Origin of the sequence: [Clostridium] scindens, assembly GCF_019597925.1 — a bacterium.
In the GTDB taxonomy this organism is placed as follows: Bacteria; Bacillota; Clostridia; order Lachnospirales; family Lachnospiraceae; genus Clostridium_AP.
The window spans coordinates 1631532-1646240 of record NZ_CP080442.1 but is presented as its reverse complement, the minus strand read 5'-3'; the positions used below and the strand labels follow the sequence as shown (position 1 = coordinate 1646240).

The following is a 14709-nucleotide window of genomic DNA, read 5'->3' as shown; positions in this document are numbered from 1 at the left end:
CATTCATTTCAAGAGGTACCTCTTTAATTATAGAGAGGTACCTCTTAATTGTCAAATTTCCCCAATCTGTTATCCTCCTTTTCCTGTGCCAGGCTTGACAAACTTTGCATAATCGCATATAATGAACAATGTTCAATTTAAGGAGGTAATCTTATGAATACGATCGTCACCTCAAAAGAGGCCATTCTGGCAGAGTGCCGCGCAATCGTTATGGAAAAAGGCATATCTTCCATTAATATGCGTTCGGTTGCCGCTGCCTGCGGCGTCGCCGTAGGCTCTCTGTATAATTATTTTCCGTCAAAGGCTGACTTGATCGGTGCTGCCGTCGAAGAGGTCTGGAGAGATATCTTCCATATGTCAGGCACTCCTTTTGCCTTTCAGTCATTCACGGACTGTCTTGCATGGCTTTTTGAAAGTGTTCAAAAAGGCTGTGCCAAGTACCCTGGATTCTTTACTTTGCATTCCGTCAGTTTTGCTGCTGGAGATAAGGATAAGGGCCGCCAGATTATGGAACATTACTTCGGCCATATGAAAATGGGACTTTTAAGCGTCCTGGACCAGGACCCGGATATTCGTCAGGATGCTTTTAACGCAAGCCTGACGAAAGAAGAGTTTATAGAATTTATCTTTACCGCATTTACATCCATGCTGCTAAATGGCAAGGATGACTTACGTCCGCTGGCAGAAATCGCGGCTCGCTGCATCTATTAGAAAGAGAGGTATCCGATTTGAAAATAAGAAAGAAAAACCTGCTGCTTCTGGCAGGCATGATATGGTCTCTGGCCGGATTCAATATCCTGCGCATCGGCGTCATTTCCTACCAGGATTATCTGACAGCCATAAACATCCTGATATCCTGCGTGATCTTCGCAGTCTTCTGGTTTCTGGTTTTTGGAAAACTCGTCAGGAAACATACCGGACGAATTATCCATTATGAAGAAGAGATGCAGTTTTTTCTAAAGTTCTTTGATGGCAAGTCCTTTTGCATCATGGCCTTTATGATGACTTTCGGAATCGGCCTGCGCACTTTACATCTATGTCCTCTCATCTTCATCGCGGTCTTTTATTCTGGCCTTGGAGCAGCCCTGCTTCTGGCAGGAATTGCATTTACTTATAACTATTTTACGTACGTCAAGCACAGTCGTACCGGGCGAAAGGAGCAAAAGAATGCAAGCAATTATGGAGACATCCTTTGATGTCATTTATCTGGTTACTGTTATCACCTTGGGAATTCTTATGATTCGCAAAAGCCATGGAAACCCACAGTATCTGCTATTTGGAATCATGGCAGTCACTTTAGGGGCCGGCGATGCCTTCCATCTGGTTCCCCGGGCATACGCGCTGTGTACCACAGGCCTTGCGGATTACACGGCCGCCCTTGGAGTTGGCAAATTCATCACTTCTATTACCATGACCCTTTTCTACATACTGCTCTATTATGTATGGAGGCTCCGCTATCAGATAAAGGGTCAGAATACGCTGACCTTTCTGATCTATATTATGGCGTTGTTAAGAATCGCGTTATGCCTCTTCCCCCAGAATGCATGGACCAGTCCAGAGGCTCCCTTATCCTGGGGCATCTACCGGAATATTCCCTTTGCTATGCTGGGACTTGCTGTCATCCTCCTCTTCTATCAGCAGGCAAAAAAAAGAAATGACCGTTCGTTCCGCCACATGTGGCTTACCATTGTCTTAAGTTTTGCATTTTATATACCTGTAGTCCTGTTCGCGGATACCATGCCAGCCATTGGAATGCTGATGATTCCTAAGACTTGCGCTTACGTATGGACAATCGTCATAGGCTTTCGGGACATGCAGGCACAATTACAAAGGAGTTGATCTGTTATGAAAAAATTATGGAACCTTTCTTTTACCTACTTTATCCTGGGTATCGCAAGCGGCGTATTCTACCGGGAGTATACGAAGCATATGGGCTTTGAAGGGAGAACAGCCCTTGCCTATACCCATCTTCATCTGCTGGTCCTCGGCATGATGCTCTTCCTGATCCTGATGCTGTTCTGCCGACAGACTGGCCTGGCTGACAGCCGGAAATTCAAGGTATTCCTGGTATTATATAATATCGGGCTTCCTTTCATGGTGATTATGCTGTATGTCCGCGGCATCGCCCAGGTATCGGCAGCCTCCCTTGGCCCGGCAGCCAATGCCGCCATATCCGGTCTTGCCGGCATCGCGCATATCATTATAACAATTGCCCTTGTCTTCCTGTTTCTCGCGCTCAGAGACGAATACGCCTCCCCGCGCCAATAGCCATTAATTATCTCCGTCCTTCTGAACCCTGCCGCGCAATGTCCGGCGGGCAGATAGAAAGAGTCCTGTCGCCGCAGCAGCGGCGGCTGCCTCTGCGATTGGAAATGCGGCCCAGACTCCGCTGACCCCAAACGGTCCTATAAAGATAATTGCCAGCGGAACCGTTATGACGAATTGGCGAAGGAGCGAGATGATCAAAGATTTGAATCCCATCCCAAGCGCCTCGAACGTCCCGGAAAACACGACTCCCAGCGTAGACACGACGAATCCTGTGCTGATGACTCTCAGAGCCACAATTCCCATGGAACGCATGCCATCTCCTGCATCAAACATCTGCATGATCGCGCCAGGGAATCCCATGAACAGCAAAGTCCCCAGGCACATGATCGCCCCGATCACAAAGCAGGCTGTGCGGATCGTCTCATTCATCCGCTTCTGATCCCCTGCCCCATAGTTATAGCTGATGATCGGGCGCATTCCTTGCACCACCCCATTTGCCGGCATGTATACAAAGGTCTGCAGTTTAAAATAGATGCCCAGGACGGCAACTGCCCTCTGGGATACGGATGCCAGCAGTCCATTCAGCGTGCCGATCAGAATGGATGGAAGGGCACACATAACACCGGATGGCACAGCCACGGAGTAGATGCCTCTGACTATGTTCCTGTCAAATCGGAATCCCTTGATGCGAAGCGCGATCTGCCCCTTTTTCACGAACAGGACAATGGACAGCGTACAGGCAGAAAACTGTCCGATCAAAGTTGCCACAGCCGCTCCGGTCACGCCCATCGCAGGAAACCCAAGCAGTCCGAAGATCATAATCGGATCCAGTATAATATTGATGATTGCTCCCAATCCTTGCATCAGCATTGGGATGATCATATTGCCTGTTGCCTGGAACATCTTCTCCACAGCAATGTGGAACAGCGTTCCCGCCGCAAAGCAGATTACCAGATATGTATATTGGCAGCCCATGTTAAATACCGCTTTATTCTGCGTAAACATATGAAAAAATGGCTTAGTCAGAAACAATCCAATGAGGACGAATGCCAGGGAGTGAATCGTCGTCAGCACGATTCCATGGGCCGCCGCATCCTCGGCCTTTTTTACATCGCCTGCTCCCAGGTTTCTTGCCATCAGCGCATTTAATCCTACTCCCAGTCCTACTGCCACAGAAAGGACCAGATTCTGAAGCGGGAAGGCAAGAGATACCGCTGTCAGAGTTTCCTCCCCCAGCCTTGCCACAAAGATGCTGTCAATTATGTTATACATGGACTGTATCAGCATCGACAGCATCGGCGGAAAGGACATAGAAAGAAGCAGCGGAAAGATTGGCCGCTTCCCCATAGCCTCTATACTTTTATCCATAATAAAAACCTCCTGATATTGAATTCTTCTCGTACAAAAAAAGACTATAAGCCCCTTCTGTTTATCTCAGAAACAGAAAAACTTATAGCCTTTTTGGCACTTTTAAATCTTGAACTCAATTAGAATAGCATTCTCTTGCTCATTTGTCAAGCATGATATCCCCGGCTGCATGGATTAGTCAAACCACGCATGACCATATTTTTCAAGCAGGCGGTCTGCCTCCACAGGCCCATTGCTCCCTGCCGGATACGGATAGGCAAAGAGCCCGCGCTCCGCGTACATCTTGCGAATAGTATCCACATAGTTCCAGCTGGTCTCGATCTGGTCCCACTGGGAAAACCACGCGCGGTTTCCCAGAATGCAGGCGCCGATCAGACGCTCGTAGGCCTCCGGCGTATTCATCTGATTGATCTGCAAGCAGCTCTGGCAGAAGTCCATCTTCGCCTGGATGGTATCGTCCGACCCTCCCGGCTTCTTGATATTGAACTGCAGATAGACTCCTTCTGTAGGCTGTATCTTTATATTCAGGATATTCGGCTCCAGCCCCGGCAATGGGCTTTTAAATACGACCGCCACCTGCATCTCCCGCTTTCCAAGCTTCTTGCCGGTACGAATATAGAAAGGCATGCCTTTCCATCGGTCATTGTCTATGAACAGCCGTACCGCCGCATAGGTCTCAGTCACAGAGTCTTCCTTCACGGAAGGTTCCTGACGGTAGCCTTCATACTGTCCCAGCACCATATTCTCTGCGATTTCCTCCGGAGCCTTAAGCGCAGCCAGCACCTTCATCTGCTCCTGATGCATCTCTTCTACGGCGGGGCTTTGCGGCCGCTCCATAGCCACGATGGTCAAGATCTGGAACAGATGGTTCTGCATCATATCCTTTAGCGCTCCACTATGGTCATAATAGCCCCCTCTTGTCTCTACCCCGGCTTCCTCTAACGCAGAGATCTGGATACAGTCAATATACTCGGCATTCCAGACATTCTGGAATATAGGGTTGGCAAAGCGGATCGTCTGAATATTCCGCACCATTTCCTTTCCCAGATAATGGTCGATCCGATAGATATTCTCCGGCGTAAAGAAGGCTTCCATCGTCCGATTCAGACTTTTTGCAGCCAAAAGGTCCTCCCCAAAAGGCTTCTCGATCACGACCTTTCCCTCGCAGGCTCCCCGGATATGCTTTAGCCCGCTGACAATCCCTGCAAAGAAGCGCGGTGCCACCGCAAAGTAGAAGATATGCTCTTTCGCCTCTATTTTCTTATAGAATTCATTCAATCCTTCATACGACTCTTCCTCCGTAATATCCATGCGGTAGTAGATGATCCGTCTGGAAAACCTCTCATATACGTCCACAGTATAAGCAAGTCTCGCAAATTTCTCCACCCACTCCCGAGCCAGGTCCCTGTAGGTCTCGCTGGTATAATCCCGTCTTCCGACAATGACGATCTGCGTGCTAAGTCCCTCTTTATCCGCCGCTTCCATATTATAAAGCGCGGGAAGGAGTTTTCGAAACGTCAAGTCTCCGGTTCCTCCGAATATGGTAAATGTCTTTTCTTTATTCATGGTCCTGCCCCCAATCGTGGTGGAATATTCCGTCTCTGTCGATTCTTTCATACGTGTGCGCTCCAAAGCAGTCTCGCTGCGCCTGGATCAGATTGGCTCCTGCGGGAACGCCCCTGAATGCGTCAATATATGCAGCTGCCTGGCTCATCGCCGGCAGAGGAATTCCATTCTTGATGCCAATGCACAAAGCCTCCCTCAGGCTTTCCTGCCCCTTTCTGATGCCATCCAGGAAAAATGAATCCAGCATCAGATTATCTAATTCGGGATTTTTCTCAAAGGCCTTTGTGATGTCTTCCAGAAATTCCGCCTGTATAATGCATCCTGCCCGGAATATCGCGGCAATTCTGCCATATCGCAGATTCCATCCATACTCCTTTGACGCGTGGGCAAGCAGTTCGAACCCCTGAGCATAGGCTGTGATCTTAGCCGTATACAGACCTTGCTCGACCAGTTCCTTCATGACTGCCTTCTCAGGTGCAGATATTCCTTTGGGTTCAGGAATCAACTCTTTGGCCAGTTTTCTCTTTTCAATCCTGTTTGACATAATTCTGGCATTGCAGGCGGCAGTAATCAAAGATACATTGACTCCCTGCTTCAATGATTCCAGGCTGGTCCACCGCCCGGTGCCTTTCTGCCCGGCGCTGTCCAGAATATAGTCAATCAGCTGTCCATCCTGAAAATCGTCCTCTTCCCGGAAGATATCCGCCGTGATTCCGATCAGATAACTCTTAAGCTTCCCCTGATTCCACCGGGCAAACATATCCGCAAGTTCCTCATTGGAAAATCCACCGGCGTATTTAAGCAAAAGGTACGCTTCTGCAATCAGCTGCATGTCTGCGTACTCGATTCCATTATGCACCATCTTCACATAATGTCCGGCACCATCCGGCCCCATATAGGCACAGCATGGCTCGCCCTTTGCCTTGGCCGCTATGGTCTCCAGAATCGGAGCAATATGCGCATAGGCCGCCTCATCTCCGCCTGGCATGATCGATGGTCCAAAACGGGCCCCCTTCTCTCCGCCGGATATGCCGGTTCCAAAATAATAGATTCCCTTTTCCCGCAGCTGCTGTTCCCGCCTTCTCGTATCTTCAAAAAAAAGAATTTCCTCCATCCAGGATCATATCTCCCGCGTCCAGCAAAGGGGATAGCTGATCGATCACAAGATCCACCGGCTTACCGGCCTTTACCATGATCAGGAACTTGCGTGGCCGCTCCTGGGAGGCCACAAGTTCTTTCAACTCATAGAAGGGAACCAGATTCTCATGAGGATGTTCCTCTATCAGACGTTCTGTCACTTGTCTGCTCCGGTTATATCCGCCAACCTTGAATCCATGATCTGCCATATTAAGCGCGATGCTTCTTCCCATCACTGCGAGCCCGATGACTCCTATATCTGTTCTATACATGCCACTACCTCCATTTCAATTAACAGGTTCCTTATTTTAGTACCAAAGATACACCCTGAGGGAGAATCGCCTGTCCGGCCTTTTCCCGCAGTTTTCCGTCCTTTTCATCCCGCCTGATGCTTACGATTCCACCCGCATAGCGGTTGATGGCCAGCAAGAATTTCTCGTTCCGGCTGAGGATGCAGTCCCGGGGATGTATCCCGTAACAGGAAGCATGCTGCACTATTTTTGCCTGCTCCCGGCTGATATCCACTACCGCAAGAAGATCCAGTCCACGTATGGAAATATAGAGGAAGCGCTCATCTGCTGTCATTCGAATCGCCGCACAGGCCGCCTCCCTTTTCCCTCTGTCATCCGGAAGCACCGACAGAGCCTGCACCAGCCAAAACTCCCTGCCTTGCACCTGGTATGCAAAAAGTTCATTGCTCCATTCGCTCGTCACATAGAAGCGGCTGTGATCACGATTGAACACCCCATGCCTTGGCCCCGTGCCCTCCGGAAAGACCAGTTCCCCTGAAGGAACATACCCCTGCTCTATGTCAAAGAACCGTATCCGGTCTCTGGTAAGGCAGGGAACCAGCAGATCGCTGCCATGCCGCAAGATCTGATGGCAGCCGGCCTCCTCTCCATTTTCTATTCTCTTTATCACAAAAGGCTTTCCATCCTTGAACTTATATGCCATTACCGTGCCTTCATGGTAATTAGCAGTATAGATGCCATCCTCGTCCTGCAGGATATAGCAGGGCGTCTGCTTTTCTTCCAGAATCTCTCCGAGTAGTTTTGGCCTTCCTTTCTCAAGTTCCAGAAAACAAGTTCCTGACGCTCCCGCTCTTTCAACCGGGATTGCCATACGATCTTCCAAGAGAGATACCCACTTGGCATTGGGCGCTTCATAGCATAGTTCCGGCTTTGACATCTCCCCGGTCTCTTCATTCAATATCAAATGATAGACCCCCAGGCTGTCTTGCGAATAATATGTCCCGGCATAAACTTCCGACTTATCTATTTTATTCCTCATTTATGATTCCTCCTATTCGAAGCAGACTTCCCTTTCTGGCAGGATTGACACGTTCCTCTGTCCCCTGGCTGGTACCGATAATAATACGGCTGCATGCGCGGTCAAAGTAGCCGGTCTCCAGCACGCCGGGAATTCCCTTGATTGTCTCTGCCACCCTGCCATAATCCAACTCCTTTGGAATGGTCACATCCAGTATCTGATTTCCATTATCAGTATGGAACTGCTGTCCTTCCTGGCTTCTGATCTTTGCCGCGCATCCCAGATCCAGAATCGCATTCGCTGTCCACGCGTATCCAAATGGCAGTAACTCTACTGCAAGCGGAAATGCTCCCAGCCTCTCCACCAGCTTGCTCTCATCCATGATCCAGATCACTTCCTTTGCCTTGGACGCTACAATCTTCTCTCGAAGGAGCGCTCCTCCCCCTCCCTTTACTGCCCGAAACTCCCGGTCAATCTCATCCACGCCGTCAATGGCAAGATCAACACAATCCGTCTCTTCCGGGAGGATTACGGAAATGTGATGTGACCGTGCAAGTTCTTCCGTTGCTTTCGATGTAGTCACTGCCTTTAGCCGCATCCCAGCCTTCGCCATTCTTCCTGCCTCCAGAATCAGATAATAGGCTGTAGACCCGGTTCCAAGCCCAATCGTCATGTCATCCTGAAGATGCCTTGCTGCTGCCTCTGCCGCTCTTTGCTTCTGCTTCTCTTTTTCCTCCATATCATCCTACCCTTCTTTTCCTATGTTCCCTATAAATGTAATTATAAATGTTACAGTTAAAAGAGTCAAGTAAATCTTTGAAGAATATCTCTGATAGGTGGATGCATCCAGACTTCTCCATTAGTATTATGTACAATTTCATGAAAAAAACAGATATTATAGCCAAACTGCCCCGGAAATAAAAAAGGAACAGGCCCTTTCCATAATCCATGTTCCTGTTCCTCTTTAAATATTTGCCCTAGATCAACTTCGAAAATTCGATAGCCATTAGGGGAGACATTTCATATATAAATTCATCATTTTGAAAAGCGAATGGAAAATACTGCGCCGCCCTGCGGATGGTTCTTTACGGCAATCGTGCCTCCCTGCCGGGTGATAATCGTCTTGCACAGCGCCAGTCCGATTCCATAGCCTACCGCGCCCGCATTTTTCCCGCGATAGAACCGGTCAAACAGGCAGAACAGATCTTCCTTTTCAAAGCCTGGCCCGCTGTCATGCAGAGTAATCTCGGTAAACAGTGCATTATCCTCGCACATAATTTCAATCTTCCCGTTATCGCCTGCGCTTTCCATACAATTTTTAAGGATATTTTGGATTGCCTCCGAAAGCCACCCAGAATCCCCTTCTATGACTACCCCTTCCGGTATATCTGTCTGTAAGTCAATATTATGAAGTTCCATTGATATGAGCAATGGCCGGATAGAGGCATCTATCAGATTGCCGACGTCCATCTGTTCACGCTGGAATACAACGATGCCTGCATCCAGCCGGGAAAGCTTCAGCAGAGATGTGACCAGCCAGTCCATCTGCACGAACAAGCCTTCCACTTCCCGCAGCAGATTCTTCCTCTCGTTCTCATCCGGAGTATTTTTAAGCAACGACAGGATCAGATTGGCAGAAGTAAGCGGCGTGCGAAGCTGATGCGCAATATCGGCAAGAGAATCAGCAAGATGCTTCTTCTCTCCTTTCAGCGCATTATTCTGCTCCCGGATACGCACGGTCATCTTGGTGATCTCGCTTTGCAGAATGGATAGTTCGCCTTCCTGAGCCTCGCTGACAAACAGATGATCCGCATTATGAAGCACCAGATCGATCTGTTCTGATATCTGAGCAATGCTTTTATACCGGGATCTGGTAAATACAAAAAATGCCGCGCCAAAAGCAGCGGCAGAGACAAAGGCCAGTATCCCTGCTGCCGGATGGATGGCAAATCCTGCCGCAGCTAAGGCCACGGTAATAAAAATAAATAAAACAGCAAACCACCGTATTTCTCTATTCCGAAACATAACTGCCTCCCAGCCGGTATCCTGTCCCCCGGACGGTGAGAATGATCTGCGGATTTCCGGGGTCATCCTCAATCTTCTCCCGCAAACGCTTAATGTAAACGGTAAGGGTATTGTTATTGACGAACTCGCCTGCCGCGTCCCACAATTCGTCCAACAGCCGGTCCCGCGTAATGATCACATTAGGGTTGTTGATAAATATAAGCAGCAGCCGATATTCCAAGGCGGATAAAAAGACCTCCCGCCCGCCCTTTTTCACAACGCCGCTGGCGGTATCCACATGTAGATCGCACATTTCAAAAGCCGATGGCGAGCTTCCGTATTTCCGCAAGGCCGTACGTATCCGCGCAGTCAGCTCGCGTGGGCGGAAAGGCTTGATAATATAGTCATCCGCTCCCATATTAAGCCCTGTTACCACGCTCGCCTCATCGCCGGAAGCCGTAAGAAAAATAACGGGAATATTCTGCGCCTGCTTAATCTCCGTACAGACCGTGAAACCATTTCCATCCGGCAGAGAAATATCTACCAGCGCCAGATCAAACCGGTTTCCGTCAAGAACGGATATGGCTTCGCCCTGCGAAGAGGCGTGGGTAACGTTAAATCCTTCCGTGCGAAGCAAGAGCGCAAGGTTCTTGGCAATTTCTTTATCATCCTCGACCAAAAAAATTCGTTTCATTTAATCTCTCCATTCTTCTGATCTTTTTAGTATAACATAATGCAGAATAAATTCCACTCTCGCTTTTATTTTTTGCCAAAGAGTCTGAAACATCCTCCATATTGATATCTTAATTTGAATTCTTGTGGACATAGAGAATTTTCTTCTGATGGGCCGAAAGAACCTTGGGAAATTCCTCCCACTTCTCAAAATTAGCATTCTGGCCTAATTTTTCTTCCAGCAGATAAGACTGAACCACCAGATTATAGTATAATTGGGAGTCTATCTGCTGTTTCCGGGTAATTCTTGATAGCAATTCTGTCACGGAAGTATATTTTTTCCACAACTGCCTTGTAGCCCGTGCTCTTTTATAAGGAAATATCAGACAGTTGGCCAGATATCCTATGGAAGCCCCGATCAAAATATACCCTATCCTGATCAGGAACATGCTGCCCACATCCTGCAGCCCGAAGGCATGCATAAATACTGCCCCGCCTATCGCCCCGACGGTGGAACAGGCAAAGGTCTGTGCATAGTCTGTAAAATAAAAGGATATGTATCCAGAGATCATCATGGCTGCAGTGCGGCCCGCCGGCCAGGGAATGAAAGAGTAAATGAGTACAGAGGCCAATCCTCCGGCAATGGTAGCCAACACACGTTTCTTTATTTTCACTGGCACGTCGTCTGCATAGGGCAGCGAGACGGAGGCCAGGGTAAAAAGCAGCCATTTCCCATGGGGAAGCGCCATTGCCTGTACCAGCACGGTACCCAGGGATAGAAGCAGCGCCGTTCGGACTGCATATATGGCCCTCACAGGACTAAAGTCCAGGGCCGTTTCCAGACGCGTTTTCAAAGACAGAGCCGTTTTTTTGTAACGGCCCTTGTTCTCCGGATCTGTCATATGCAGCAGCCTGTCACGGATATAGAAAAGCGCATGATACAACCGTAAAGCTGCTTTGCCCTCCTCAATTCCAGCAAACATTGTCGTATCCACAGGAGGCAGGCTATCCGTCTCCTGACTCAGGAAGCCACGATATATCTTAAGCTGTCCGGATATATATAGAAGTGAAGATTTTTCCTGTTCAGAGAGAGTTTCCGACAGTTCCTTTATAAGAATCAGCAAATGTTCAAGCCCCCGCCCCGCTGCGATCATAGAGAAACTGGCATCAGAAATGCAAAGCGCCTTCTTCCTTCGGTCATATACCGTATGCCCCAGCCGGCACAGTTTGCGCCGCATGATTCCTCTATCACCTTTCTCCGAAGTTTCTCCCGTTGCGTATGTGCAAGCCTTGCATACTTCGTCGATCATTTCCGTAAGAACATCTCTGGCCGTCTCCACCACCTTATTCCTCCCCATAAACCATTGATAAAGCATAATGGAGAGCGCTCCCGCCAGCATGGCAGCGAGACGCTTTGGAACCTGCTGCGCATTGATAGGCGAGATAAACACCAGGAACAGATAGGACAATATATAAGGAAAATATAAGTGACTGGAATACTCATAAGTGAACACATACAAAATGATCAGTAACGTGACAAAATTTATCGTAAATGAAATCGGCGCAGGCAAGAGGACCACCCAATAAGACGCAAGCGCCATCCAGATCAAAATAAACGCCTGTATCACAAGATGCCTGAAGGGGGTGGCTGTGAGATCCCGTGCCATGGAAGCCGACATCATGATAGTAAAGATGACGCCGACGATTGAATTTTCGGGACCGAAGATGAATTGAAATACATTTACATATAGAATAATAAATAAAAAATCCAGCGTGCTGAAACGGAAATTGCGGCGGATTACTTCGGGAACTTTTAGACTGATATGCTTCATTAAGCGAACTGCCTCCTTTGATTAGCAATAACCTGCCATAAGTTATTGCATTTTCTGTTCAAATATTATATACTCAGATTAGTTATTCAAATATGATAGTCATATTTTATTTACTAATTTTAAACAATAACATTTTCACAAACGTTTGTCAATGGAGAGAGAAAGATGATGGGAAAGAAATCGGAGAAATTCGTACAGAATCTGCTAAAGGTTATGCCGGGCTGGCATTCGAAACTGGTGCGCCCTTTTAAAGATACCCTGAACCGGGAGATGAGCCTGGAAACATATTACTGCCTCCAGACATTGAGAATGAATGGGACGATGTCTATGACGCAGCTTGCGGAACAATTGAAAGTGCCAAAGCAGCAGGCCACGAAATTAATCGATGCCCTCTGTTCCCACCAGTTTGTAGAACGGGCGCATAATGAAAAAGACCGCAGATCCATCCAGATCCGCCTTACCCCCAAGGCTGTATCCTACCTTGACGAATATCATCTTAAAAATACAGCCTTTATCCATATGCTTGAAGAACAGCTTACCGGGGAAGAACTGAGCCAGTTAAACAGCGCGATGGAATTGCTAAGCCAGATTCTGCCCAAACTAAAATAAATTTGGGGATTTTTTCCATGCCTCTACCTCCTTCAACAGCAATAGCCGGATCGACGGATTATTTTGAGGGCAGACCAAAAACATAAACGCGCTGTTACGGCATTTCTGGTAGTGCTCGCCCCTTAGCCAGAATTCAAACCCTTTCGCGCATTTGGGATTGCAGGCATCTGGATCAGCCAGACGCTTACAGATCGGCGCAGCCTGGATTGCGCGGATCAGTTCATCCGGCAGCGTTTCCAGAACCTCTTCGTACTCGTTGACATGGACTCCATAGATGCGGGCAAGCATTCCTTTTTTGCGGAACACGTAATTAGCAATTGTCTTCTTATGATACAGGTAAGAAACCATATAACCGCTTTTTGCTGACTTTATCTCGATCTTACAGCCAGATTCCATTAATTGATTATGTAATTCCTTCACGAATTCCTGATTCTGTTCGGAAACCGAAGCAAGAAACTCCTCAAACTCTATTATCTTATTCATAGCAATTCATCCTCCAATAATTGATTCATGATATCTTTATTTTTCTCTTACTGCAATCCAGACCTCTGCATAGCCATCCTTGCCATAATACTCAATATCAGGCGCTTTGGACTTCATCCTGCCTGTGATATAGCCTTTGTTTAACGGCCTGTATTTCGATTTTGGCAGCCATTTCGTGATTGCCTGACCTTCGGTTTTCCCGATGGTTTCCCTGGTGCACGGAAATACTGCCCAAGTCATGGCTGGTACGGTATATTCGGTAAGTTCTTCCGGTGCCTCCTCATCGCTTGGAACCGCTATCATATACTCGAATTTCCTGGAATCCGCCAAATCCTTATTATAGAGATTAATGCCGAATAATCCATCAGCCTTCTGTTCTGCTAATGCAAGCATACGGGTTTCTAGGTTGTCCTTGCGAAAGTTTGACCAATGCAGCGGAATCTCTTTTCTCCCCTGCCCCTTCTGGTTTGTCGTCTTCATCAAGTATCCGACAACGCGAAAGCTGTCTCTGTTTTCTATATAAAAAGGTAAATCCATATGTCTGTCCTCCTGCTTTTGATTTTCACATTTATAGTGACTCGTCTATCACTGGGATCCAAATCTGGCTCAGATAATCCCTGTCATAAGAGTTTCCACTGCTGTACCATTCCAGTTCCGGGCAGCTTGCATGTGGAAAAGGATATTTCGCAAGCCACTCCTCCTCCAGATACTTCCACCCATTTTGAATCGCCTGGGGGACGGCCCCCTTGCAGTCAAATACGGCCCATACGGATTCGGGTATCCATATCTCCCGGAACCCCTCCGGCAACTCTCCATCCGATGCTGCCATGATAGAATATTCTATTTCCTTTGAAGAACCAGGCTTTACATATTGGAATATGCCAAACAGTCCGGCCTGTGCCATGTTATCCAGAGTGACTAATTTGGAAAACGTGCCATTTTTTTGACAGTCGCTCCAGAATTCCGGTACTTTTTTATACTGCTCTCCATCAGAACACCGGATGCTCTTTCCTATCAGCCGGAAGGCCGGCTTTTCTTCCAGCCTCCAGGAATATTGCTGTTTTACGGACATCTGCATCTTAGGCACTACCCGTAGTCTCGCGTTTCCTCTCCGCGCTTCCTTTGGCGTTAAGCCATGAAATTGCTGGAATGCCTTTGTAAACGAGGTGGGAGAATCATACCCATATTGATAGCTGATATCTACCACCTTCTTATCCGTGCTTTTTAGATCATATCCCGCTAACGTAAGTTTTCTGGACCGTACATATTCTGAAAAACTAATGCCATTCATATACGAGAATACCTTTTGGAAAAATCCAAAGGAACATCCTGCAATCTCTGCAACTTCCTGCGGATTGATCGGTTCCTGCATCCGCTGCAAATGTTTTTCTATGTAGTCCACGATCAGCTGCAATTTTTCATCCCACTCCATGTCTGCTCCCCTTTCTTCTTACGTTTCCTAATTATAACTGATTTGACAGGATATTTCCTCTCTTTTAGC

15 protein-coding genes and 1 pseudogene are annotated in these 14709 nt (G+C 47.8%); 5 read left to right on the top strand and 11 right to left on the bottom strand.

Going from position 1 to position 14709, the window contains the following annotated elements; translation table 11 throughout:
- Window positions 1-153 precede the first annotated feature (153 nt).
- The 4 genes from K0036_RS08005 to K0036_RS07990 are packed head-to-tail and all read left to right on the top strand — an operon-like array spanning window position 154 to window position 2268.
- On the top strand, window positions 154-711 hold the full coding sequence (locus tag K0036_RS08005) for a TetR/AcrR family transcriptional regulator (RefSeq protein ID WP_025643845.1): 558 nt from the start codon (window positions 154-156) through the stop codon (window positions 709-711).
- A gap of 17 nt (window positions 712-728) precedes the next feature.
- Window positions 729-1196 (top strand): hypothetical protein, encoded by a 468-nt coding sequence (locus tag K0036_RS08000; RefSeq protein ID WP_025643846.1) that lies wholly within the window; start codon window positions 729-731, stop codon window positions 1194-1196.
- Window positions 1168-1839, top strand: a complete 672-nt coding sequence (locus K0036_RS07995) for a hypothetical protein (protein ID WP_173693158.1) — start codon at window positions 1168-1170, stop codon at window positions 1837-1839. The genes K0036_RS08000 and K0036_RS07995 overlap by 29 nt, the downstream gene beginning before the upstream one ends.
- 6 nt (window positions 1840-1845) lie before the next feature.
- The gene (locus K0036_RS07990) at window positions 1846-2268 is read left to right on the top strand and encodes a DUF2871 domain-containing protein (RefSeq protein WP_220431110.1); all 423 of its coding nucleotides are present in this window, start codon (window positions 1846-1848) and stop codon (window positions 2266-2268) included.
- A 3-nt stretch (window positions 2269-2271) separates the two neighbouring features.
- Here the strand turns inward: K0036_RS07990 and K0036_RS07985 are convergent, their stop codons facing one another.
- The 8 genes and pseudogenes from K0036_RS07985 to K0036_RS07950 form a co-directional block, all read right to left on the bottom strand.
- Entirely contained in the window at window positions 2272-3636 is a 1365-nt protein-coding gene (locus tag K0036_RS07985; protein WP_220431109.1) for an MATE family efflux transporter, read from the bottom strand.
- Between the two features lie 174 nt (window positions 3637-3810).
- On the bottom strand, window positions 3811-5202 hold the full coding sequence (zwf, locus tag K0036_RS07980; RefSeq protein ID WP_220431288.1) for a glucose-6-phosphate dehydrogenase: 1392 nt from the start codon (window positions 5200-5202) through the stop codon (window positions 3811-3813).
- Window positions 5195-6611, bottom strand: a pseudogene (gene gndA / locus K0036_RS07975) (NADP-dependent phosphogluconate dehydrogenase). The gene zwf and the pseudogene gndA overlap by 8 nt, the downstream one beginning before the upstream one ends.
- Window positions 6612-6642: 31 nt before the next feature.
- Window positions 6643-7629, bottom strand: coding sequence for a beta-propeller fold lactonase family protein (locus K0036_RS07970; protein WP_220431108.1), 987 nt, complete (start codon window positions 7627-7629; stop codon window positions 6643-6645).
- Window positions 7619-8347 carry a ribose-5-phosphate isomerase RpiA gene (gene rpiA / locus K0036_RS07965; protein WP_220431107.1) on the bottom strand — a complete coding sequence of 243 codons (729 nt, stop codon included), beginning with the start codon at window positions 8345-8347 and terminating at the stop codon, window positions 7619-7621. The genes K0036_RS07970 and rpiA overlap by 11 nt, the downstream gene beginning before the upstream one ends.
- Window positions 8348-8643: 296 nt before the next feature.
- Window positions 8644-9633: a sensor histidine kinase gene (locus tag K0036_RS07960; RefSeq protein WP_220431106.1), complete on the bottom strand. Its 990-nt coding sequence runs from the start codon at window positions 9631-9633 to the stop codon at window positions 8644-8646.
- Complete coding sequence (locus tag K0036_RS07955) at window positions 9620-10306, bottom strand: response regulator transcription factor (protein WP_220431105.1); 687 nt, start codon at window positions 10304-10306, stop codon at window positions 9620-9622. Before K0036_RS07955 ends, K0036_RS07960 begins: the two co-directional genes overlap by 14 nt.
- A gap of 109 nt (window positions 10307-10415) precedes the next feature.
- Window positions 10416-12116 carry an FUSC family protein gene (locus K0036_RS07950; protein WP_220431104.1) on the bottom strand — a complete coding sequence of 567 codons (1701 nt, stop codon included), beginning with the start codon at window positions 12114-12116 and terminating at the stop codon, window positions 10416-10418.
- Between the two features lie 165 nt (window positions 12117-12281).
- Here K0036_RS07950 and K0036_RS07945 point away from each other — a divergent pair, with 165 nt between their 5' ends.
- Entirely contained in the window at window positions 12282-12725 is a 444-nt protein-coding gene (locus K0036_RS07945; protein WP_220431103.1) for a MarR family winged helix-turn-helix transcriptional regulator, read from the top strand.
- Here K0036_RS07945 and K0036_RS07940 read toward each other — a convergent pair.
- Genes K0036_RS07940 through K0036_RS07930 form a run of 3 tightly spaced genes read right to left on the bottom strand, consistent with a single transcriptional unit; the run spans window position 12717 to window position 14640 of the window.
- A complete protein-coding gene (locus K0036_RS07940) occupies window positions 12717-13208 on the bottom strand; it encodes a hypothetical protein (protein ID WP_220431102.1) in 492 nt (163 codons plus the stop codon). The genes K0036_RS07945 and K0036_RS07940 overlap by 9 nt on opposite strands.
- A 36-nt stretch (window positions 13209-13244) precedes the next feature.
- Window positions 13245-13745: a GyrI-like domain-containing protein gene (locus K0036_RS07935; protein ID WP_220431101.1), complete on the bottom strand. Its 501-nt coding sequence runs from the start codon at window positions 13743-13745 to the stop codon at window positions 13245-13247.
- 31 nt (window positions 13746-13776) lie between these two features.
- Window positions 13777-14640 carry an AraC family transcriptional regulator gene (locus K0036_RS07930; protein WP_173693146.1) on the bottom strand — a complete coding sequence of 288 codons (864 nt, stop codon included), beginning with the start codon at window positions 14638-14640 and terminating at the stop codon, window positions 13777-13779.
- Between the last annotated feature and the right edge of the window lie 69 nt (window positions 14641-14709).

Bases quoted from the DNA above. Each gene is read 5' to 3' on its own strand.
- zwf (WP_220431288.1), bottom strand. From the start codon at position 5,202: ATGAATAAAGAAAAGACATTTACCATATTCGGAGGAACCGGAGACTTG.
- K0036_RS07930 (WP_173693146.1), bottom strand. From the start codon at position 14,640: ATGGAGTGGGATGAAAAATTGCAGCTGATCGTGGACTACATAGAAAAA.
- K0036_RS07950 (WP_220431104.1), bottom strand. From the start codon at position 12,116: ATGAAGCATATCAGTCTAAAAGTTCCCGAAGTAATCCGCCGCAATTTC.
- rpiA (WP_220431107.1), bottom strand. From the start codon at position 8,347: ATGGAGGAAAAAGAGAAGCAGAAGCAAAGAGCGGCAGAGGCAGCAGCA.
- K0036_RS07940 (WP_220431102.1), bottom strand. From the start codon at position 13,208: ATGAATAAGATAATAGAGTTTGAGGAGTTTCTTGCTTCGGTTTCCGAA.
- K0036_RS07960 (WP_220431106.1), bottom strand. From the start codon at position 9,633: ATGTTTCGGAATAGAGAAATACGGTGGTTTGCTGTTTTATTTATTTTT.
- K0036_RS07945 (WP_220431103.1), top strand. From the start codon at position 12,282: ATGATGGGAAAGAAATCGGAGAAATTCGTACAGAATCTGCTAAAGGTT.
- K0036_RS07970 (WP_220431108.1), bottom strand. From the start codon at position 7,629: ATGAGGAATAAAATAGATAAGTCGGAAGTTTATGCCGGGACATATTAT.
- K0036_RS07935 (WP_220431101.1), bottom strand. From the start codon at position 13,745: ATGGATTTACCTTTTTATATAGAAAACAGAGACAGCTTTCGCGTTGTC.
- K0036_RS07990 (WP_220431110.1), top strand. From the start codon at position 1,846: ATGAAAAAATTATGGAACCTTTCTTTTACCTACTTTATCCTGGGTATC.
- K0036_RS07995 (WP_173693158.1), top strand. From the start codon at position 1,168: ATGCAAGCAATTATGGAGACATCCTTTGATGTCATTTATCTGGTTACT.
- K0036_RS07955 (WP_220431105.1), bottom strand. From the start codon at position 10,306: ATGAAACGAATTTTTTTGGTCGAGGATGATAAAGAAATTGCCAAGAAC.
- K0036_RS08005 (WP_025643845.1), top strand. From the start codon at position 154: ATGAATACGATCGTCACCTCAAAAGAGGCCATTCTGGCAGAGTGCCGC.
- K0036_RS07985 (WP_220431109.1), bottom strand. From the start codon at position 3,636: ATGGATAAAAGTATAGAGGCTATGGGGAAGCGGCCAATCTTTCCGCTG.